A 21,030-nucleotide genomic window follows, 5' to 3' on the forward strand; every position below is an offset into this window, starting at 1 on the left:
TGACCTGGGTGCGGTGACCGAAGATCTGAACGTGGTGAGCGGCAAGCTGACCGACACTGGCGTGCTGACCGTGAGCGATGCAGATCAGGGGCAGGCCAAGTTTGTGGTCGGGGCGGGCGTGGCCAGTGCCGGCGCCTTGGGCAACCTGTCCATCGCCGAGAACGGTACCTGGAGCTACAACGTCGACAACAGCAAGGTGCAGTACCTGGGCCTGGGCGAAACCCGTGTCGAGAGCTTCACCGTGCAGTCGGTGGACGGCACCACCCATACCGTCACCATCACCATCACCGGCGTCAATGACGGTGCCGTGGTGGCGGGGGATGACCTGGGTGCGGTGACCGAAGATCTGAACGTGGTGNACCTGTCCATCGCCGAAAACGGCACCTGGAGCTACAACGTCGACAACAGCAAGGTGCAGTACCTGGGTCTGGGCGAAACCAAGGTCGAGAGCTTCACCGTGCAGTCGGTGGATGGCACCACCCATACCGTCACCATCACCATCACCGGCGTCAACGACGGTGCCGTGGTGGCGGGCGATGACCTGGGTGCGGTGACCGAAGATCTGAATGTGGTGAGCGGCAAGCTGACCGACACTGGCGTGCTGACCGTGAGCGATGCGGATCAGGGGCAGGCCAAGTTTGTGGTCGGGGCGGGCGTGGCCAGCAATGGTGCGCTGGGCAACCTGTCCATCGCCGAGAACGGCACCTGGAGCTACAACGTCGACAACAGCAAGGTGCAGTACCTGGGCCTGGGCGAAACCCGTGTCGAGAGCTTCACCGTGCAGTCGGTGGACGGCACCACCCATACCGTCACCATCACCATCACCGGCGTCAATGACGGTGCCGTGGTGGCGGGGGATGACCTGGGTGCGGTGACCGAAGATCTGAACGTGGTGAGCGGCAAGCTGACCGACACTGGCGTGCTGACCGTGAGCGATGCGGATCAGGGTCAGGCCAAGTTTGTGGTCGGGGCGGGCGTGGCCAGTGCCGGCGCGCTGGGCAACCTGTCCATCGCCGAGAACGGCACCTGGAGCTACAACGTCGACAACAGCAAGGTGCAGTACCTGGGCCTGGGTGAAACCCGTGTCGAGAGCTTCACCGTGCAGTCGGTGGACGGCACCACCCATACCGTCATCATCACCATCACCGGCGTCAATGACGGTGCCGTGGTGGCGGGGGATGACCTGGGTGCGGTGACCGAAGATCTGAACGTGGTGAGCGGCAAGCTGACCGACACTGGCGTGCTGACCGTGAGCGATGCGGATCAGGGTCAGGCCAAGTTTGTGGTTGGGGCGGGCGTGGCCAGCAATGGTGCGCTGGGCAACCTGTCCATCGCCGAGAACGGCACCTGGAGCTACAACGTCGACAACAGCAAGGTGCAGTACCTGGGCCTGGGTGAAACCCGTGTCGAGAGCTTCACCGTGCAGTCGGTGGACGGCACCACCCATACCGTCATCATCACCATCACCGGCGTCAATGACGGTGCCGTGGTGGCGGGGGATGACCTGGGTGCGGTGACCGAAGATCTGAACGTGGTGAGCGGCAAGCTGACCGACACTGGTGTGCTGACCGTGAGCGATGCGGATCAGGGTCAGGCCAAGTTTGTGGTTGGGGCGGGCGTGGCCAGCAATGGTGCGCTGGGCAACCTGTCCATCGCCGAGAACGGCACCTGGAGCTACAACGTCGACAACAGCAAGGTGCAGTACCTGGGCCTGGGCGAAACCAAGGTCGAGAGTTTCACCGTGCAGTCAGTGGATGGCACCACCCACACAGTGACAGTGGTGATCAACGGCACCAATGATTTGCCAACCCTGTCTATCTCCAATGGCGCAACTGTTTCCGAAGAGGGCTTGCCCAACGGTATTGCCGATATCAGTGGCAACCCGGATACCACGGATGCCAAGAGCATGTCCGGCACTATCTCCATCGGTGATGTGGACAGCAGCAGCCTGGCTGTTTCACTGGGTGGACCGGCGGGGCTGACCTCCGGTGGTGCCGAGGTGAAGTGGAACTGGGATGCCGGCAGCAAGACACTGGTTGGCTATACCGGTACCCTGGGTAGCGACGGCTACAAGGCGGTGGTCGAGGTCAAGCTGACCGCCCCGAACGCCAGCGGCAAGGGCGATTGGGCCTATGATCTGACCCTCAAGGCGCCGCTTGACCACCCGGTCAAGGGCCAGGAGGATTCCCTGTCGTTCCAGCTGGACGTCAAGGTCTCCGATGGCAATGGCACGACCACAGGCAAGCTGAATGTCACCGTCGAGGATGATGCGCCGATCGCTGGCGATGCCGCGGCCGTGTCCGTCATCAAGACCAATATTCCTGACACCCTGACCGGCCTGTTTGATCTGACCAAGTACAGTGGCAGCAATCAGACGACCCTGAACGTGTCAGGCTTCAGCATCACGGCGCTGGGCTTTGCCTCGTCAACCAACTCGGCGCTGGTCATGGCCAATGTCAATGGCTCCAGCTCCGGGCTGGGGGTCTCCAGCGTGGGTTCGCCCAATCACAACCTCGCCAACGAAGTTGATTTCCGCCACTTCGCAAATGGCACCTCGGCTTCCGAGCAGCTGACCATCAAGCTGGATGCGGGCAAGGTGGCCTATGGCGCCAACATCAAGTTCAGCCAGATGTTCGGTGGCGAGCTGGAGAGCGGCGTGGTCGAGTTTTATCGCGGTGGCGTGTTGATCGGTACCCAGACCTTCAGCTCCAATGCTGCGGGTGGCGACTATGCGGGCAATTTCCAGGTGCAGCAGGGTGGCTTCGATACCATGGTCATCAAGGCCACCAACAATGGTAACGGTCTGTACGCCGACAACAGCGACTTTACCGTGAAGAGCATAGAGTTCCTCGGTGCCACCACGGCGCCGGCCATCGCTTACGGTTCTGGCTCCGTCACTCCGCAGTGGGGGGCAGATGGCAAGGGTTATATGCAGCTGCTCGGCTCCAACGAGACCGGGCTGACCACGGCCACCGGCAAGCTGATTACCACTACCATGGAATCGGCCAATACCCTGATAGGTAAGGCCAGCGATGGCACCCTGGTGTTCCGTCTGGAATTTACCCCGGCCACCGGCAAGTGGGAGTTCTTCCAGTATCAGAACATGTCCAAGCCACTGGGGGACGGCGACATCGACTTCCAGATCAAGGTAGTGGATGCGGATGGCGATGCCAGCCTGGGCTCTTTCGCGACCAAGCCGCTGTTCACTCCGATAGTACAGTCGGTGTCCAGTGAGAGTGCAGTGGAAGGCGGCAATCTGCTGCATACTGTGGTGCTGTCCGACACGACCCAGGAGGCGACCCAGTATGACTTCGCCATCGGGGGCAGCGGTACCAACCCGGCTTCCAGCCTTGATTGGGGCACAGCCCAGTTCAGCAATGGGGTGATCTACAACAGCGCTACCGGCAAGATCACTGTGCCGGCCGGGGTATCCGGCTTTACCGTGACCATACCGACCGTGAACGATCGACTGGTCGAGGCGAACGAGACCCTGACGGTGACAGTGGGTGGCCAGAACGGCACCGGTACTATCATCGACAACGACCGCGCGCCCGTGACCACGGGTGGACACGGTGTGGGGACGGAAGACACGCCGCTGGTACTGAAATGGTCCCAGTTTGGTGCCAGCGATGATCAGGCTGCGTCTGATCTGAGCGTGCAGATCAATACCCTGCCGCAAAATGGCAAGCTGGAGTATCTCAATGCGGCCGGTCAGTGGATTGCCGTGAAGGCGGGGGATCTCATCTCCTACGCCGATATCGACAGTGGCCATCTGCGTTTCGTTCCCGGTCTCAATGAATCCAGCACCAGTGCCGTCAATGGCAACGGTGCGGCGACGGGCAACCAGCAAGGAGACTACGCCAGCCTGGGTTACCAGATCAGCGACGGTGCCAACCTGAGCAACTCCGGCAAGCTGGTGATCGACATAGCTGCCGTGGCTGACAAGCCGGTGGTGGATATCAGCCTGACCGGCAATGGCGTGCCGCTCTATACCCAATACCCATCGTCCGGTATCTCGACCGGTGCGTTCCAGAGCGGCAGCTTCAACAAGGGCAGCTTCGGCATCACCAACAGCCTGACTGACAGCACCACCAGCCAGGATCAGGTGGTGGGCGGCAATGGCAACGACTACATCGTCAGCGTGAAGGGCGGTGGTGACTACTTCGTCGGCGGCCTGGGCAATGATGTGCTGGTCGGTGGCAACTCTGTCTCGGGCGATACGCTCGATGGCGGCGTGGGTAACGACATTCTGGTGGCCGGGCTGGGTGGTGACACCCTGTATGGCGGCGCAGGTACAGACCTGGCCGTGCTGATGGGCTCACGCGCCAACTATGTCATCGAGCGCAGGAGTGATGGCGGCTTCAACTTCCTGGTGAAGGAGAACGGCGCCACCATCAGCAAGTCGCTCTATGACATCGAGCTGGTTCAGTTTGATGACGGTATCTACCAGTTCAATCAGACCGATGGCACCCTGACGGCGGTACAGCCCAGCGTGGTGGATTATCCCCTCGAGATCAGTGCTTCCCTGACCGATCGTGATGGCAGTGAACAGCTCGACAGCCTGGTGCTGAGCGGCATGCCAAATGGTGCGACCCTGTATCAGGGCGGCACTGCGCTGGGCACAGTCGGTGCGGATGGCAAGCTGACGCTCACCGGCCTCTGGAACCAGAGCGCGCTGGACGTCAAGCTGACCGGCCTGACCCTGCGGGTGCCGGGCAGCAATGCGGGCCAGTTTGACCTCAAGGTAGAGGCCATCGCCAAGGAGGTGGTGACCGACCAGACCAGCAGCGCATCGGATCAGGATTCGATCCGCATGAGCTACTTCCTCTCCACCGAAGGGGAGCCGGGCGATCAAAACCGTGTCTATGGCAGCGAGCACAATATCGTGGTCGGCGACCTGGACGGCAGCGTGGTGCTGCCGGGCCAGAACTACAACATCGCCTTTATGGTCGACAGTTCGGGCAGTATCGGCTCCAGCGCCATGGCAACCATGAAAACCCAGTTGAGCCAGGTGTTTGCAACTCTCAAGACCAGTGCTGGTACTGAGGGTGCGGGCAAGGTCAATATCTTCCTGGTGGACTTTGACTCCCAAGCCAACAAGTCCATCAGTGTGGATTTGAAGGATCCCAATGCCTTGACCAAGTTGCAGGCCATCATCAACAGCATGGATGGCAGCAGCGGTTCAACCAACTATGAGGATGCGCTGAAGAGCACTTCGAACTGGTTCAATAGCGATGTGGCCAAGTCGAATACCAACGCCAAGAACCTCGCTTATTTCATTACTGATGGGGCACCTAACACTTATTACATCAATGAAAATACCAATCCTGTTGTGAACACCACGACGAATGATCGGTTGGATTCGTTTGTCAACGTTAACAATTATGTTTCAGGGCAAACCTTCTATGCCAACATTGGTGGGCAAGATCGGGTTCTGATTGATAGCAATGGGAACATTAATCAATGGTATCAAAGGGATAATGGAGCTTGGCGCTCAAATATCATTGGTACTCACCGTGCCCAAGGCGACGGTACTTATGAGATCTCTAGCTTTGACTCTGATGGTTATGAGCCTTGGGCATTGCAAAATGCACTGGCAGTGTTGCCGCTCCTAATTGCTAACAATGTGACCTTGCAAGCCATCGGGATAGGTAGGAACGTCTCTATCGAGACCCTTAAGCTGTTTGACAGTGACCAGATCGTGCAGTCCAACGTGTCTGCCAACGATCTGGCCAACGCTATCTTGGGTACTTCGGTGAACAACCTGCCGGGCAGTGACCGGATCGATGGCGGTGCCGGTGACGATATCCTGTTCGGTGATGCGGTTCACTTCGCCGGTATCAACGGAGAAGGCTACGCGGCCATCAAGCAGTACGTGGCTGGCAAGCTGAGTGCCGGTTCAGTGACCGATGCCCAGGTTCATGACTACATCACGGGCCATGCCGCCGACTTCGATCAGTCCTCCACCAATGACAAGGCGGATGTACTGATCGGCGGGGAAGGCAATGACATTCTGTTCGGTCAGGGTGGCAACGACATTCTGGATGGTGGTGCCGGCAACGACATACTGTTCGGCGGTGCCGGTGACGACATGCTGCTCGGCGGTCTGGGCGATGACCAGCTCTATGGTGGTAGCGGCAACGATACCCTGTATGGTGGCGCCGGCAACGACACCCTGAGCGGCGGTCTGGGCAACGACATTCTGGTCGGTGGTCTGGGCAACGACATCCTCAAGGGGGATGCGGGGGCCGATATCTTCACCTGGCAGCAGGGGGATACCACGGCAGGTGCCATCGCCAAGGATTACGTGGTCGACTTCTCCAAGGCTGAGGGTGACAAGCTGGATCTGAGCGATCTGCTGGATCACGATGGTTCCCACAACCAGACCGACCTGAAGAGCCTGCTCTCTGTGTTCCAGGACAGTGAGGGTGTGCACCTGCAGGTCAAGGAGACCAGCACGGCCCCGGTGACTCAGGAGATAGTGCTGATGAACCACACGTTCGACAGCCTCACCGGCAGCGCGGCATCCACCTCTTCCCAGGTGATCGACTACATGCTGAGCAACAATCTGCTGGATATCGACAAGTAATCCCGTCAGGGCAGCGCAACAAGCGGCAGAGCAATCTGCCGCTTTTTTTATGGCTGGTTATCGGGGGTATGGATGCTGATGGCGGTGCTTTTGCCTAGGATATCAAGGATGTTCCCCACACAGGTAGCCTTGGGCGCGATCGAGCCGGCCAGTTTGCTATTGATAAGTGTGAAGAGAGTCCGGCCTTGAGCCGAATCTCGCTTTTTTTCATCAAGTTCAGTCATCATCTTGCCGACATAGGATAAGAATACGGGTCGTGTTGGGATTCTGACCCTTCTATACTATGGCGAGACTCGGGAAACGGACGTAAGGGCTTTATATGGCGAGCATATTGGATTCAGTGGATCAACGTACCCAGCTGGTAGGGGAGAACCGTCTGGAGTTGTTGATGTTCCGTTTGGGATCCCGACAGCTGTTTGCTATCAACGTGTTCAAGGTGCGGGAAGTGGTCAAGCTGCCCCATCTTAACAAGATGCCGGGGGCGCACCACAACATCAGCGGGGTGGCCAACATCCGTGGCACCTCGATCCCGGTAATCAACCTGCGTAGCGCCATCGGTATGCGCGCCATGCCCATCGACAGCGAGTCCAACCTCATCATCACAGAGTACAACCGTACCATTCAGGGCTTCTTGGTGGGGCAGGTGGCCCATATCGTCAACATGACCTGGAAGGACATACTGCCGCCACCGCGCTCCGCCGGGCGGGCGAACTATCTGACCGCCATCACCCGCATTCCCGAAGATGGTGTCGACCAGATCGTCGAGATCATCGACGTAGAGAAGGTGCTGGCCGAGATCATCACCTATGACATCCGCATCTCGGAAGAGGTGCTGGATCGGGAGATACTGCCCGAGATGCATGGCCGCAAGGTGCTCATCGTCGATGACTCCAGCACGGCCCGCAATCTGGTGCGGGAAACCCTGGGCCAGCTGGGTCTGGAGGTGATCGAGTGCCAGGATGGCCTGCAGGCGCTCAATCTGCTCAAGGGCTGGTGCGATGCGGGCAAGAAGGTGACCGACGAGATCCTGCTGATGATCACGGATGCGGAGATGCCGGAGATGGATGGCTACCGGCTGACCCACGAGATCCGCAGCGATGCCCGCATGTCCGATCTCTTCATCACCCTCAATACCTCCCTGAGTGGCAACTTCAACGAAGCCATGGTCAAGAAGGTGGGGTGTGACCGCTTCATCTCCAAATTCCAGCCAGACCTGCTGGTCGGGGTGGCCCAGGAGCGACTGCGCCAGATACTGGAACGCTGATGCTCATGCAAACAAAGATCCCGCCTCGGCGGGATCTTTGTTTTGGGCCGACAGTGCCCTTTTCTGCGTATGGTTATTGGGGCGTTATTGGGTCAGCAGGGGCTCGATAAAGCTGGCGACCCGGTCGCGGATCTGAGGCTGGGCCGCGGCCGTGGGGTGGATGCCATCGTTCATCATGAGTTCAGGGCGCAGCGCAATATCATCCATGAAGAAGGGCATCAGCGGCAGCTGGTTGGCGGCCGCCAGCTCGGGGAAGATCTGCTCGAACTGGCGCAGGTAGCGGGCCCCGTAATTGCGGGGCAGCTGGATCTGGGTCAGCACGGTTTTCACCTGCTGCGCCTTGGTCAAGGCCACCATCTTGGTCAGATTGTCACGGGTGATGGCGGGTGCGAACCCGCGCAGCCCGTCGTTGCCACCCAGTTCGATCAGCACCCAGTCCGGTTGATGCTCCTTGAGCAGGGCGGGCAGGCGGGCCAGGGCTCCCTGTGTGGTCTCACCGCTGATGCTGGCGTTGACCAGCTGATGCTCGCCGCCCTGCTGCTGCCATTTCTGATTGAGCAGGGCAGGCCAGCTCTGCTCCGCCGGCATCTGATAGCCAGCGCTCAGGCTGTCGCCCAGCACCAGCAGGGTCTGGGCCTGCACCGATGAAACCAGGCAACACAAGGCGAACAGGAAACGTGTCATGCATTCAACTCCCATCATTCATTGTCATCAAAGATCCGGGCAAAGGGGATACGTGTGATGATGCCAACACCCGGCATGCATTGTCATTCAATGCCGGGGTGAGCAGGATAGACATCACGGGGTCACTCCCCACTTTTTGGCCCGGGCAAACAGGAAACGCATCATGAGTTCAACTCCCATCATTGTCGTCAAGGGTCTGGGCAAAACCGTTCGCCTGGGCCAGGAAAGCCTCACCATCCTTGAAGGGATCGACCTGCAAGTCAATACCGGCGAGACCCTGGCGCTGGTCGGCGCCTCCGGCTCCGGCAAATCCACCCTGCTGGGGCTGCTGGCCGGGCTGGATCTGCCGAGCCAGGGGGATATAGAGATCCTCGGTCAGTCGCTGGTGCAGCTGGACGAGGAGGGCCGTGCCCGCCTGCGTGCCGAGCAGGTGGGCTTCATCTTCCAGTCCTTCCTGCTGCTGCCCACCCTGAGCGCACTGGAGAACGTCATGCTGCCCGCCGAGCTGCGTGGCGAGACCCGTTGCGAGCCGAGGGCGCGCGAGTTGCTGGCGGCTGTGGGGCTCAGCGAGCGGCTGCACCATCTGCCGCCGCGCCTCTCCGGCGGCGAGCAGCAGCGGGTCGCCATCGCCCGCGCCTTCATGACAAGGCCCAGCCTGCTGCTGGCCGATGAGCCGACCGGCAACCTGGACAGCAAGACGGGGGAGACGGTGATCGAGCTCTTGTTCCAGCTCAATCGCGAGCACGGCACCACGCTCGTGGTGGTCACCCATGACCACGAGCTGGCCCAGCGTTGCCAGCGGCAACTGGTGATGGCGGCGGGGCGACTGGAGGCGGATGCGACAGCACCCGGTGCGGCCTCCCGAGTCAGGGAGCCGCTATGAGTCGGTGGCGATTGGGTGTGAAGCTGCTGCGGCGGGAAGGCTTCAGCGGCGAGCTGCGCTGGTTCGTGCTGGCGCTGGCATTGAGTGTGGCCTGCGTGCTGAGCGTGGCCCTGGTGGCGGACCGGCTGGATGCGGGGCTCAAGGCCTCGGGGCGTGACTTTATCGGCGCCGATCGGGCGCTGCGTTCAGCCACGCCGGCCCCGGCTGCCTGGCTCAAGCAGGCGGAAAAAGCGGGCCTGTCGGTGCAGACCACGGTCAGCTTCAACAGCATGCTGTTTCATGGCGATGCGTTGCAACTGGCCTCCATCCGGGCCGTGCCGAGCGATTTCCCCTTCTACGGCAAGCTGGAACTTAGCCCCCAGCGCGCGCCGGCGCCCGGCGAGATCTGGCTCTCGGCCCGGGTGATGCAGCTGCTGGAGGCGAAAATTGGCGATGAACTGGAGGTGGGCAACACCCTCCTCAAGGTGGCGGGTGAGCTGGGGCAGGAGCCGGATCAGGGCTTCAGCCCCTTCCTGCTGGCGCCCAGGGCCCTGATCCACAGCGCTGACATAGAGGCGACAGGTGCCCTGCTGCCGGGCAGTCGCCAGCAGTGGCGCTACCTGTTCAAGGGGGCCCGCGAGGACGTTGCCGGCTATGAGCGCTGGCTCAGGCCCAAGCTCAAAGCGGGGCAGAAGCTGATCAAGCCGGACGATCAGGGCTCCCAGGTGGGGCGTTCGCTGGCCAATGCCGAGCGCTTCTTCCGGCTAGCCTCCCTGGCCGGGGTGCTGCTGGGGGCGCTGGCCATGGGCATAGCGGTGCGCCACTTCGCCGAGCGCCAGACCAACATGGTTGCTCTGCTCAAGACGCTGGGGGCCTCCCGTCGCACGCTCTGGCAACTGATGGGCACCCTGCTGTTTTCCCTGACGTTGGCAGGGGCGCTCATCGGTCTGGTGGCGGGCAGCGCCATGCAGTGGCTGACCCTGCATCTGCTGGGCAACCTGCTGCCGGCGGATCTGCCACCGCCGTCGTGGCGACCCTTTGCTCTCGGTCTGGCGGTCGCCTTCTTCATCACCCTGCTGCTGGCCTTCGTGCCCTTCCTGCGGCTGCTCAAGGTGCCGCCGCTGCGGGTGCTGCGCCGCGAGCTGGAGGCGGGGATCCCGCCCTGGCTGGCGCTGCCGGTCGCCCTGCTCGGCCTGTTTGGTCTGGTGTGGGGCTTTACCGCCGATGTGACCCTGGCGTTGGGGCTGATCGGCGGCATGGGCCTGCTGATGGGTCTGCTGGCGCTGATCGCTTCCCTGCTGCTGCGGTTTGGTCGCCGGGTCAAGGGCCCCCATGCGCTGCGTCTGGCCATCAGTCACCTCTCCCGCGAGCGCGGCAGCGGCCTGTTCCAGCTGGCGGGCTTTGCGCTGGCGCTCATGCTGTTCGGTCTGCTGTGGGCGGTGCGGGTCGACCTGCTCGACGACTTCTCCGCCCGCCTGCCGGCGGATGCCCCCAACCGCTTCCTGGTCAACATAGCCGACCACGAGCGGGAGGGGATCCTGGCCGATCTGCACAGTGCTGGCGCCCTGACCTCGGATTTCTATCCTATGGTGCGGGGCCGGCTGGTCAGCATCGCCAGCGAGGCGGTGCGAGACAGCGACGAGGATGGCCGTGAAGGGGTGAACCGCGAGCTCAACTTCACCACCACCACCGGCTTGCCGCCGGACAATACCCTGACCGCGGGGCGCTGGCTGGATGGCCCCGGCCAGGTGTCGGTGGACAAGGATCTGGCCAAGCGGCTCGACATAGCGCTCGGCGACACCCTGGGCTTCACCATAGAGGGGCGCAGCTTCAAGGCGCAGGTGACCAGCCTGCGGGCCATCAAGTGGGACAACATGCGGCCCAACTTCTACATGATCTTCTCGCCGGACGTGCTGGCCCCCTTCTCCCAGACCTGGCTCGGCAGCTATCGGCTGCCGGAGCAGGGACGGGTGGCGGAGGTGGATCTGATCCGCAGACACCCTACGGTGAGCCTCATCGATGTGGACGATCTGATAGTGCGGCTGACGGCTGTGTCTGAGCAGGTGAGCCGGGCGCTGGGGCTGATGCTGGGGCTGGTGACTGTGGCGGCGCTGCTGGTGCTGCTGACCCAGACCCAGGCTAGCATGGCCCACCGCCGTCGCGAGTTGTTGCTGATGCGCACCCTGGGGGCCAGCAGCGAGCTGCTCAAGAAGATGCTGCGCTGGGAGCTGGTCGCCAGCGGTCTGCTGGCGGGGCTGTGCGCCGCCATTGTGGTCGAGCTCTGCTCCTTCGGTCTGCAATGGTGGTGGTTCGAGGGGCAGTGGCAGTTCCACTGGGCCATCTGGGCTGGCCTGCCCTTGCTGGGCGCCCTGCTGGTGATGCTGGCGGGGCAGGGCATGCAGCGCCAGTTACTGGCGGGCACCTTGAGCGATCGGCTGCGTGGTCTGGGTCAGGGCCTGCTGTAATCACAGCATCCTGCGCGGATGCCACCAGGCGCAATAACGGATCAGCCCGGCCAATGGCCGGGCTGATTGCTATCCGGTTGCCTGATTTGCAGGATCCAGTCAGCGGGGCGTGCTCAACAGATTGGCGAGGGCCTGGGGCAGCTCCGGGTAGGTGAAGTGAAAGCCGGCCTCTTGCAGACGAGCGGGCAGCACCTTCTGGCCGGTGAGTAGCAGGTCGGCCGCCTCGCCCATCAGCAGTTGCAGCAGGGGGGCCGGCACCAAGAAGAGGTGTGGTCGATGCAGGGCGCTGGCCAGGCTCTGGCTGAACTCGCGATTGCTGACCGGCAGTGGCGCCGTGCCGTTGAAGATGCCGTCGCACTCCTCGTGCTCCAGCAGGAACAGCATGGCGCGCACCAGATCCTGAATGTGGATCCAGCTCATGATCTGCTGGCCCGATCCCATGGGGCCGCCGAGACCGAGGCGATAGGGGGTCAGCATCCTGGGCAGGGCACCGCCATCGGTGCCGAGCACCAGCCCGATGCGCACTATGCAGACCCGGGTGCGGTTGCTGCGGGCCTCGCGGGCCAGGGTTTCCCACTGCTGGCAGAGTTGGTGGGTGAACTCGTCGTGGGGCGTCCGGCACTGCTCGTCCAGCGCCACATCCCCCTGCCTGCCATACCAGCCGATGGCGGAGGCATTGATCAGCACCCTGGGCGGCGTGCTGGAGAGCTTGATGAGATCGACCAGCTGCTCGGTCAGCAGCCAGCGGCTGTCACACAGCAGCTGCTTGCGTTGTTCGCTCCAGCGTCCGGCGGCGATGGGCTCGCCCGCCAGGTTGATGACGGCATCCACGTCGTTGAGGTCGTCGAGCCGATCCAGATTGTCGAGCAGTTTGACGTCGTGGCCGAGCAGCTCATAGGCGCGGCTGCCCTGACGGGTCAGTACCACCACCTCGTGGTTGACCTTGAGATGGGCCACCAGACGGCGGCCGATAAAACCGGTTCCTCCCGTGATCAGTATTTTCATGTCCAGACTCCCTGACGCTGTTGGCTCTACTCTAGTGGGCTGGCGCAAGATGAACAAGCAACTGTTTTTGCAAAGATTATAATCTTCACTGCGCAGAGGGGAGCCAGGCTTGGACCCTGTCAGGGGAGGCAAGGCTGTCAGGCTCCAGAACCGTTGAAGATGTGGCTGCAAGCCCTGTTTCGACGAGGTTCGGTGCCAATCAGGCCAAACTTTCTTGCTGTTGTTTGTATCAGAATGACTTGTCAGGGGGGCGGAGAGTAGTAGACTTGCCCGCTTTTTCGCCGTTGCCGTGAGGATGACCATGCCATTTCGTCGTTTAAGGTTACGCCAGTTCTACACCCGGCTGGGGGCCTCCCTGCTGGCGAGTCTGCTCCCCGTGTTGCTGGGGGTGCTGATCATCTCATGGCAGACCTTCTCTGGCATGAAGCAGGATGCCGAGGATAGGTTGCTGCATGCCAGACGCATGTTTGACCGAACCCTGGACAATGCCCACAGGGCTGCGTCCATGGTTCAGGGCGGTGTGGGGCGACCTTGCGCCGAGGTGGTACAGGGGCTGCGGGATCAGGTGGCGACAGTGCCGGATGTGCGCACCGTCAACCTGGCCAGGGGAGAGACCATCTATTGCTCCTCCCTCTATGGCGCCTATAGCGGCCCCTTTGCGCTGGCCGACTATGCCGGTGGTCAGCTCGACCTGATGCGGGGCAACCCGGTGACGCCGGATCGGCCGCTGGTTGTCTATCGGCAGGCGGTGGGGGATTACAGCGTGCTGGTCGGGGTGGATGGCTACTATCTGCACAACATTCTCGACATGCTGAGCCGAAATTCGCCGCTGGCGCTGGTGGTGGGGTCGCAGGCCATGCTGGCCAGCGGCATGGTCAGTGAGGAGATCCCGCCCAAAACACGCGGCTATCTGGAACAGGTATCGGAGAAGTATCAATACCGGGTGGTCACTGACCTGTCCCACGACGAGTACGGCAGCCACATCTGGCACTACTCCAAGGCCAGCATCATCATCTATCCCCTGTTGGGCATACTGGTGGGATTTGGCGTGTTCTGGCTGACCGGCCGCTCGACGTCCCCCTCGCAAGAGCTGCGGCGGGCGCTGGATCAGCGGGAGTTCATCCCCTATCTGCAACCCGTGGTGACCGGCGATGACGCCCACTGGTGCGGCTGCGAGGTGCTGATGCGCTGGCAGCATCCCCGTCAGGGACTGATCTCGCCGGATCGCTTCATTCCGCTGGCGGAAGACAGCGGCCTGATAGTGCCCATGACCCGGCTGCTGATGGAGCAGGTGCGCGATCAGTTTGCCGGCGCTGTGCATACCCTGCCCAGGGGATTCCACTTTGGCTTCAACATCAGCGCCAGCCACTGCAAGGATCTGAGCCTGGTGGCGGATTGCCGCGACTTCATCAACGCCTTCAGGGAGAACCCCATCAAGCTGGTGCTGGAGCTGACGGAGCGGGAGCTGATAGTGGCGGACGAGGTGACGGACCGGCTCTTCGCCGAGCTGCACCAGCTGGGGGTCTTCATTGCTATCGATGATTTTGGTACCGGCCACTCCAGCCTCACCTATCTGCAGCAGTTCCAGGTCGACTTTCTCAAGATCGATCAGAGCTTCGTCGGCATGATAGGCTCGGATGCGCTCTCCAGCCACATAGTGGAGAACGTCATCGACCTGGCGACCCGGCTCGGTCTGCTGCTGGTCGCCGAAGGGGTGGAGAACGAGGTGCAGGCCGCTTACCTGAGAGCGCGTCAGGTGACCTTCCTGCAGGGTTATCTCTATGGCCGCCCCATGCCGATGAAGGCGTTCGCCAGCGCGCTGAGCGCCTGAGCGGTCCGGCTCCCCAGAGGGCGGGACATAAAAAAACCAGCGACCGAGGTCGCTGGTTTTTTCATGCCGTGGCTCGTCAGAGCATGCGGGCGAGGGCGCGGGTCAGTCGCTTGACCCCCTCTTCTATGGTGGCCTCGTCCACGCAGGAGAAGCTCAGCCGCAGGGTGTTCTGGATCTCGGGGCGCACATAGAAGGGCGCGCCGGGCACGAAGGCCACCTTCTCCTTGATCGCCTCGTCAAACAGCGCCATGGCGCTGACGCTCGAAGGCAGGGTCAGCCAGAGGAACATGCCCCCTTCCGGTCGGGTGTAGCTCACGCCGGGCGGGCAGTGACGGGCCAGGGCGGCCTCCATGGCGGCACGCTGGCGGCCATAGACCTCCTTGATCTTCTCCAGATGGGCATCCAGCGAGTTGTCGATCAGGAAGCGGTGCAGCACCTGCTGGCTGAAGGCGTTGCTGTGCAGGTCGGTGGCCTGCTTGGCGATGGTGACCTTCTTGCGCAGCCAGTCCGGTACCAGCATCCAGCCGAGGCGGAAGGCAGGCACCACCGTCTTGGAGAAGGAGCCGAGCAGCACAGTATTGTTCGGTGCCAGCTTGGCGATGGGGGGCAGGTGTTCGCCCTCGAAGCGCAGCTCGCCATAGGGATCGTCTTCCACCATCAGCAGCTCGTGGCTGACCAGTCGCTCGGCCAGCGCCTCGCGGTTGGCACGGCTGTAGGAGACGCCGCTCGGGTTCTGGAAGTTGGGCACGCCGTAGAGCAGCTTGGCGTTGGAGCCGCTGGCCAGCAGCGTATCCAGCGCCGCCAGATCCAGCCCCTCTTCACCCAGGGTGATGGGCTTGAAGGCCGGTTGATAGACGGAGAAGGCCTGGATGGCGCCGAGATAGCCCGGCTCCTCGATGATGAGATCCTGCCCCTCGTCGATCAGCACCTTGCCCAGCAGATCCAGCGCCTGCTGGGAGCCGCTGGTAATGAGGATGTTGTCCGGGTTGACGCGCATGCCGTGGCGGGCCAGATAGCGGTCGGCTATGTACTGGCGCAGGGGGGCGAAGCCCTCGGTGGCGGCATACTGCAGGGCGGCGGCCCCTTGTTCGCGCAGCACGTCCTGGCAGGCCTGGTCGATGGCCTTGACCGGGAACAGGTGCGGATTGGGCAGACCACCGGCAAAGGAGATGATCTCCGGATTGGCGGCGACCTTGAGGATCTCGCGGATAAAGGAAGGCTCTACCTTCTCGAAGCGCTGGGCAAAAAACGGCTGCATAGGACTCTCTCTGGCATGGTGAGCGGTCGCTCCATTCGACCGCCAGGTTATCCGTTTGTATCAGATTTAAAAAATGAGGCAATGGCTGTAACAAAAATCGATAAAAAAGGGCAGGTTTGGCACCTGCCCGAATTTTATCGGCCGGGGACGGCCGTGGAGCGCAAAAAGCCCTGAATTGGTCCCGGGCCAGCGCGCGCCATTGACGAGTCGCCGGCGTTACAGGCCCGGCTCCTTGAGGAAGCGGATCATCAGATCCGTGTTGGCGCTGAGCTGTTGCTCCACCCGGCCTGGGAACAGTTCGGCCATCTTGTCGAGGCGGTCGTACTGGGTATGCCAGATCTTGCCCCACTGGGTCTCGCTGTCCCGGTCGCAGGCGCTCTTGGTGGCGTCGTCGTAGCAGTCCCACAGCGCCGGATTGGTGGTCTGGGAGTAGCCGTCATAGCCATCCGCCCCGTTGATGGTGAAGTTGGTGGCCTCCACGTAGGCGATGGGCACCCCCAGGCAGGCAAAGGGCGCATGATCCGACCAGCTGCCTGTCTCCCCTTCCGGATAGCCGGCGTAGCTGGGGTGGATGGCAAACGGGGTGGCGGTCAGCTTGGAGACGGCCAGCAGGCGATCCCGCACCTTGGGATCGAAGCTGTAGCGGCTCGGATCGGCGCAGTTGTACTCGGCCACGTCGGAGTGGGCCGAGTGGACGTAGACGATGTCGCCCCCGGCTATGGTGTCGTAGTTCACCATGGCCAGCAGGCGGGCAATGGCGGTGCTGTCCAGGCTGGCGGCATAGGCCTTGGAGCCGTTGAGGCCGTTCTCCTCCGCGCCGAAGAAGGCGAAGCGCACCGTGTAGGGCAGGGTCTGCCCCTTGAGCGCCTCGGCCACCGCCAGCAGGGCAGCGACGCCAGCACCGTTGTCGGTGGCCCCTTCAGAACCCTTCTTGTCGCCCGTGCTGTCGTAGTGGGCGCCGATCAGGATCACCTTGTCGCTCTGGCCCTTGAGCTCGGCGACGAGGTTCTGGGAGGTCTTGCTGGCCCCGCTCTTGGTGTAGGTGAAGGGCTGGTTTTGCACCTCGTAGCCCCAGCCCGCCAGGTGATCCTGGATCCAGGCGGCGGCGCGGGTCTCGGCCTCTGAGCCCGTGGGTCTGGCACCTATCCCCTCGGCGGTCGAGCTCAACTGCACCAGATACTCATAGGCCTGCTCGGCGGCGGTGGGGGCCTGCGAATCATTGGTGGAGGTGTTGCACCCTGCCAGCAGGGCTGTGATGGCAAACGCCAATGCTGTGTGTTTCATACTGCAATCCTTTGTTGTGTATGGTTTTATTTGCGCAGGCCAGCATGCGCCCGGCGCCCGGCAGATTCTGTGAACGGGGTGGCATTTGTCAATCCTTGTGGCGGAATTGGTCAGGGGCGGGGGATTTGTTTCGCGAAACACTTGCGCCTTGGGCCTATCTTGGGATAATTCGCTACCCAGTTTCGCGCATTGATGAAATAACGCGCCATTCATCCACGAGATCCGTGACTCAGGGTGATGAAGCAATGAGCAATTCATTCATGTCGTCAGTGATCCTGGGTGATGAAATAACGAACAATTCATTCCTGTCGTCTGTGACCCAGACCGATGCAATAACGAGCAATTTGATTATGCCTGTGACCCAAGATGTATTTAACGAAGACGGCAAGTTCATGCGCAAGATCCGCAGCTTTGTCCGTCGCGAAGGCCGCCTGACCAAAGGGCAGGAGAAGGCTCTGGAAGAGCTCTGGCCGGTCATGGGTATCGATTTCGCGCCAGCGCCCCTCGATCTGGTCGCCCTGTTTGGCCGTGAGGCCCCGGTGGTGCTGGAAATAGGCTTCGGCATGGGCGCCTCCCTGGTGGAGATGGCCAAGAATGCCCCCGAGAAAAACTTCATCGGCATCGAGGTACACTCGCCGGGTGTGGGTGCCTGCCTCGGCACAGCCCAGGAAGCGGGCGTCACCAATCTCAAGGTCATCTGCCACGACGCGGTGGAAGTGCTGGAGCACATGATCCCGAACGGCTCGCTTGCCTGCCTGCAGCTGTTCTTCCCGGATCCCTGGCACAAGAGCCGTCACCACAAGCGCCGCATAGTGCAGCCGGCGTTTGCCCAGGATATCCGCCAGAAGCTGGCCATAGGTGGCGTGTTCCACATGGCCACCGACTGGGAAAACTATGCCGAACACATGCTGGAAGTGATGAGCGTCGCCGAGGGTTACGAGAACACCTCCGCCACCGGCAACTGGGTGGCTCGTCCCGACTGGCGTCCGCTGACCAAATTCGAACAACGGGGCCATCGTCTGGGCCACGGGGTTTGGGATCTGATTTTCAAACGCGTTAACTAATTTAACGAGTCAACTAACCTAAGGAGCTATCATGGCCAATCGTAGCCGCCGTCTGCGTAAGAAACTGCGAGTCGACGAATTCCAGGAAATGGGATTCGACATCAGTTTCAACTTCCCGGTCGGCACTGCCGAAGCGACCATCGATACAGTAGTCGATGCGATGATCGATGAGGTTGTTGAACCCCGTAGACTGGCTTTCGCCGGTTCAGGCCACCTGGCCTGGGAAGGGATGATCTGCACTCAGCAACTGGGCAAATGTACCGAAGAAGACCGCGCCGTCGTCAAATCCTGGCTGGAAAGCAAGGGGATGGAAGCCGTGGTGGTCACCGAGCTGTTCGACCTCTGTTGCAGGCGCCTTGTTGTGGGTAGATAGACAAGTCCCGCCGCTGGCGGGATTTTTGTCGGTGGGGATGGGATCTCCACACCCGTTTTAGTCATGGAATCCTTTATGGTGTTGTCATCCGAATTACTGGCCAGCATTCTGGCAGAGGTGCGCCCGCTGCTCGGACAGGGCAAGGTGGCCGACTACATTCCCGCCCTGGCCCGGGTGCCGGCCGACCGGCTCGGCATTGCCGTCTGTACCGTGGAGGGGGAGCTGTTCACCGCAGGTGACGCCTTCGAGCCCTTCTCCATCCAGAGTATCTCCAAGGCCCTGAGCCTGACGCTGGCGCTCACCCTCTATCAGGAGGAGGAGATCTGGGCCCGGGTAGGCAAGGAGCCCTCCGGCCAGCCGTTCAACTCGCTGGTACAGCTGGAGTTCGAGCACGGCATTCCCCGCAATCCCTTCATCAATGCCGGTGCCCTGGTGGTGAGCGATCTGCTGGAAACCCGGCTCACGGCCCCGCGTCAGCGCACCCTGGAGCTGGTGCGTCGCCTCTGTGGCAATCCGGCCATCATGGCGGATCAGGTGGTGGCGCGCTCCGAATATCAGCACTCGGCCCGCAATGCGGCCATCGCCTATCTGATGAAGGCCTATGGCAACTTCGAGAATGAAGTGGACAAGGTGTTGCAGAGCTACTTCAATGCCTGTGCCATTCGCATGAGCTGCGTCGATCTGGCGCGTACTTTCCTCTATCTGGCCAATCGCGGGCTGCCGCTTGGCGAGAGCACGCCGCTGTTGCCGGCTCGCACCACCAAGCAGGTCAATGCACTGCTCGCCACCTGCGGCCTCTATGACGAGGCCGGTGATTTTGCCTATCGGGTCGGTATGCCGGGCAAATCCGGGGTCGGAGGGGGTATCATGGCGCTCATCCCCGGTGAGCTCTGCATCTGTGTCTGGTCGCCCGAGCTCAACAAGGCGGGCAACTCGCTGGCGGGCACGGCGGCGCTGGAGCTGCTGGCCGAGCGGCTGGGCCGCTCCATTTTTTAACCCTGTTCACTATGAATCGAGACATCACCATGAAACGACATCTTCGCTTCCTGCAGGCCGCGCTGGCGACCTTACTGCTCTGGTGCGCACTGCCCGCCTTTGCCGCCGAATTGCCGCCGCTCTCGCTGGCCGATGCCAAGAGCAAGCAGGCGGTCATGCTGGACACCCGTGCCAGCCACTTCTATCAGGGCTGGCCGATGGAAGGCGAGAAACAGGGCGGCCATGTGGCCGGCGCCGAGAACCTCTCCGCCGACTGGAAATACAGCGATGACGAGTGGCCCAAGGCGCTCGAGATCAAGGGCCTGAAAGCCGATCGTCCGGTCGCCCTCTATGGCGCGCCGCGGGAAGTGGCCGAAGTGGCCCGCATGCTGCGCAAGCAGGGCATCAAGCAGCTGTTCGAGCTGCAAGGCTGGCAAGCCGCACCGCGCGAGCATCTGGTGCGCTGGCAGCAGCTGGTCTATCCGCGCTGGCTGGCGGATCTGCAGGAAGGCAAGCCGGTCGCGGCGGCGCCGAAAGGGGACTGGAAGCTGTTCGAGGTGGATTGGGGTTCACCCAAGGCCTACCTGCTGAGCCACATCCCGGGGGCTGGCTACATAGATACCAACCGGCTGGAAGAGGAGCCGCTGTGGAACAAGGTCTCTGACGAGGCGCTCAAGGCGCTGCTGCTGGAGAACGGTATCCGTCACGACACCACAGTCATCCTCTACGGTCGCAACACCATGGCCGCCGCCCGCGCGGCACATCTGATGATGTATGCCGGCGTGCAGGATGTGCGCCTGCTGGACGGTGGTCTGGATGCCTGGTTCGTGCAGCACCTGCGCACCGAGACCGGCCTGCCCAACAAATATGAGCCGGTGAAGGAGTTTGGGGTCGCCATTCCGGCCCATCCCGAGTACTACACCACCCTGAGCCAGGCCAAGGCGCTGCTCAAGCAGCCCGATGGCGCCCTGGTCAGCGTGCGTACCTGGGACGAGTTCGTCGGCAACACCTCCGGCTACAGCTACATCAAGCCGAAGGGCGACATCCCGGGGGCCAAGTGGGGTCGCGGCGGTGTGGATGCCAACAGCATGAGCGATTTCCACAACCCGGATGGCACCATGAAGCCGGCCGGGGAGATCCTCACCATGTGGGACGAGTGGAATATCGAGCCTGCCCAGCAGGCAGCCTTCTACTGCGGTACCGGCTGGCGCGCCTCCGAGGCCTTCTTCTACGCCTGGCTGATGGACTGGAAGCGGATCAGCGTCTACGACGGCGGCTGGTATGAGTGGAGCTCGGATCCCAAGAACCCCATCGTGACCGGCGAGCGTCAGCCCGCCAAGCAATGAGCCAATAGTGATAACGAGGCCGGACAGATG

The 21,030-nt window shown here is 61.9% G+C and carries 13 protein-coding genes; 9 read left to right on the forward strand and 4 right to left on the reverse strand.

Features of this window, described 5'->3' with window-relative positions:
• Positions 1–13 precede the first annotated feature (13 nt).
• A complete protein-coding gene (locus ACM3N8_RS21845; protein ID WP_416016581.1) occupies positions 14–6,589 on the forward strand; it encodes a VCBS domain-containing protein in 6,576 nt (2,191 codons plus the stop codon).
• A 319-nt stretch (positions 6,590–6,908) separates the two neighbouring features.
• On the forward strand, positions 6,909–7,853 hold the full coding sequence (locus ACM3N8_RS21850) for a chemotaxis protein CheV (RefSeq protein ID WP_042870959.1): 945 nt from the start codon (positions 6,909–6,911) through the stop codon (positions 7,851–7,853).
• A gap of 84 nt (positions 7,854–7,937) precedes the next feature.
• Here the strand turns inward: ACM3N8_RS21850 and ACM3N8_RS21855 are convergent, their stop codons facing one another.
• Positions 7,938–8,537, reverse strand: a complete 600-nt coding sequence (locus ACM3N8_RS21855; RefSeq protein WP_043138031.1) for an arylesterase — start codon at positions 8,535–8,537, stop codon at positions 7,938–7,940.
• Between the two features lie 163 nt (positions 8,538–8,700).
• Here ACM3N8_RS21855 and ACM3N8_RS21860 point away from each other — a divergent pair, with 163 nt between their 5' ends.
• On the forward strand, positions 8,701–9,420 hold the full coding sequence (locus ACM3N8_RS21860) for an ABC transporter ATP-binding protein (protein WP_416016582.1): 720 nt from the start codon (positions 8,701–8,703) through the stop codon (positions 9,418–9,420).
• On the forward strand, positions 9,417–11,864 hold the full coding sequence (locus tag ACM3N8_RS21865) for an ABC transporter permease (RefSeq protein ID WP_416016583.1): 2,448 nt from the start codon (positions 9,417–9,419) through the stop codon (positions 11,862–11,864). The genes ACM3N8_RS21860 and ACM3N8_RS21865 overlap by 4 nt, the downstream gene beginning before the upstream one ends.
• A 99-nt stretch (positions 11,865–11,963) precedes the next feature.
• Here ACM3N8_RS21865 and ACM3N8_RS21870 read toward each other — a convergent pair whose 3' ends face one another.
• Positions 11,964–12,869, reverse strand: coding sequence for a TIGR01777 family oxidoreductase (locus ACM3N8_RS21870; protein WP_241326763.1), 906 nt, complete (start codon positions 12,867–12,869; stop codon positions 11,964–11,966).
• 301 nt (positions 12,870–13,170) lie between these two features.
• Between ACM3N8_RS21870 and ACM3N8_RS21875 the strand changes: the two genes are divergently transcribed.
• Positions 13,171–14,700: a cyclic diguanylate phosphodiesterase gene (locus tag ACM3N8_RS21875; protein WP_043556283.1), complete on the forward strand. Its 1,530-nt coding sequence runs from the start codon at positions 13,171–13,173 to the stop codon at positions 14,698–14,700.
• Between the two features lie 76 nt (positions 14,701–14,776).
• Here ACM3N8_RS21875 and ACM3N8_RS21880 read toward each other — a convergent pair whose 3' ends face one another.
• A complete protein-coding gene (locus tag ACM3N8_RS21880) occupies positions 14,777–15,958 on the reverse strand; it encodes a PLP-dependent aminotransferase family protein (protein ID WP_274452557.1) in 1,182 nt (393 codons plus the stop codon).
• A 216-nt stretch (positions 15,959–16,174) separates the two neighbouring features.
• On the reverse strand, positions 16,175–17,242 hold the full coding sequence (locus tag ACM3N8_RS21885; protein ID WP_241326760.1) for a M28 family metallopeptidase: 1,068 nt from the start codon (positions 17,240–17,242) through the stop codon (positions 16,175–16,177).
• A gap of 350 nt (positions 17,243–17,592) precedes the next feature.
• Here ACM3N8_RS21885 and trmB point away from each other — a divergent pair, with 350 nt between their 5' ends.
• The 4 genes from trmB to ACM3N8_RS21905 all read left to right on the forward strand — a co-directional run bounded on the left by trmB (position 17,593) and on the right by ACM3N8_RS21905 (position 21,000).
• Positions 17,593–18,306, forward strand: coding sequence for a tRNA (guanosine(46)-N7)-methyltransferase TrmB (gene trmB, locus ACM3N8_RS21890; RefSeq protein ID WP_241326759.1), 714 nt, complete (start codon positions 17,593–17,595; stop codon positions 18,304–18,306).
• Between the two features lie 31 nt (positions 18,307–18,337).
• Positions 18,338–18,679, forward strand: coding sequence for a 50S ribosome-binding protein YggL (locus tag ACM3N8_RS21895; RefSeq protein WP_416016584.1), 342 nt, complete (start codon positions 18,338–18,340; stop codon positions 18,677–18,679).
• Between the two features lie 75 nt (positions 18,680–18,754).
• Positions 18,755–19,675, forward strand: a complete 921-nt coding sequence (glsB, locus tag ACM3N8_RS21900; protein WP_172955285.1) for a glutaminase B — start codon at positions 18,755–18,757, stop codon at positions 19,673–19,675.
• A gap of 29 nt (positions 19,676–19,704) precedes the next feature.
• Positions 19,705–21,000, forward strand: a complete 1,296-nt coding sequence (locus tag ACM3N8_RS21905) for a sulfurtransferase (RefSeq protein ID WP_290023039.1) — start codon at positions 19,705–19,707, stop codon at positions 20,998–21,000.
• Positions 21,001–21,030 lie beyond the last annotated feature (30 nt).

The sequence above is a fragment of the Aeromonas sp. A04 genome (assembly GCF_047780465.1).
GTDB classification, from domain to species: Bacteria; Pseudomonadota; Gammaproteobacteria; order Enterobacterales; family Aeromonadaceae; genus Aeromonas; species Aeromonas bestiarum.

What these genes read in the sequence shown, in the direction of transcription:
- ACM3N8_RS21855 (WP_043138031.1), bottom strand. Translation starts at nt 8,537, where the DNA reads ATGACACGTTTCCTGTTCGCCTTGTGTTGCCTGGTTTCATCGGTGCAG.
- ACM3N8_RS21895 (WP_416016584.1), top strand. Translation starts at nt 18,338, where the DNA reads ATGGCCAATCGTAGCCGCCGTCTGCGTAAGAAACTGCGAGTCGACGAA.
- ACM3N8_RS21905 (WP_290023039.1), top strand. Translation starts at nt 19,705, where the DNA reads ATGAAACGACATCTTCGCTTCCTGCAGGCCGCGCTGGCGACCTTACTG.
- ACM3N8_RS21885 (WP_241326760.1), bottom strand. Translation starts at nt 17,242, where the DNA reads ATGAAACACACAGCATTGGCGTTTGCCATCACAGCCCTGCTGGCAGGG.
- ACM3N8_RS21865 (WP_416016583.1), top strand. Translation starts at nt 9,417, where the DNA reads ATGAGTCGGTGGCGATTGGGTGTGAAGCTGCTGCGGCGGGAAGGCTTC.
- ACM3N8_RS21870 (WP_241326763.1), bottom strand. Translation starts at nt 12,869, where the DNA reads ATGAAAATACTGATCACGGGAGGAACCGGTTTTATCGGCCGCCGTCTG.
- trmB (WP_241326759.1), top strand. Translation starts at nt 17,593, where the DNA reads ATGCCTGTGACCCAAGATGTATTTAACGAAGACGGCAAGTTCATGCGC.
- glsB (WP_172955285.1), top strand. Translation starts at nt 18,755, where the DNA reads ATGGTGTTGTCATCCGAATTACTGGCCAGCATTCTGGCAGAGGTGCGC.
- ACM3N8_RS21875 (WP_043556283.1), top strand. Translation starts at nt 13,171, where the DNA reads ATGCCATTTCGTCGTTTAAGGTTACGCCAGTTCTACACCCGGCTGGGG.
- ACM3N8_RS21860 (WP_416016582.1), top strand. Translation starts at nt 8,701, where the DNA reads ATGAGTTCAACTCCCATCATTGTCGTCAAGGGTCTGGGCAAAACCGTT.
- ACM3N8_RS21880 (WP_274452557.1), bottom strand. Translation starts at nt 15,958, where the DNA reads ATGCAGCCGTTTTTTGCCCAGCGCTTCGAGAAGGTAGAGCCTTCCTTT.
- ACM3N8_RS21850 (WP_042870959.1), top strand. Translation starts at nt 6,909, where the DNA reads ATGGCGAGCATATTGGATTCAGTGGATCAACGTACCCAGCTGGTAGGG.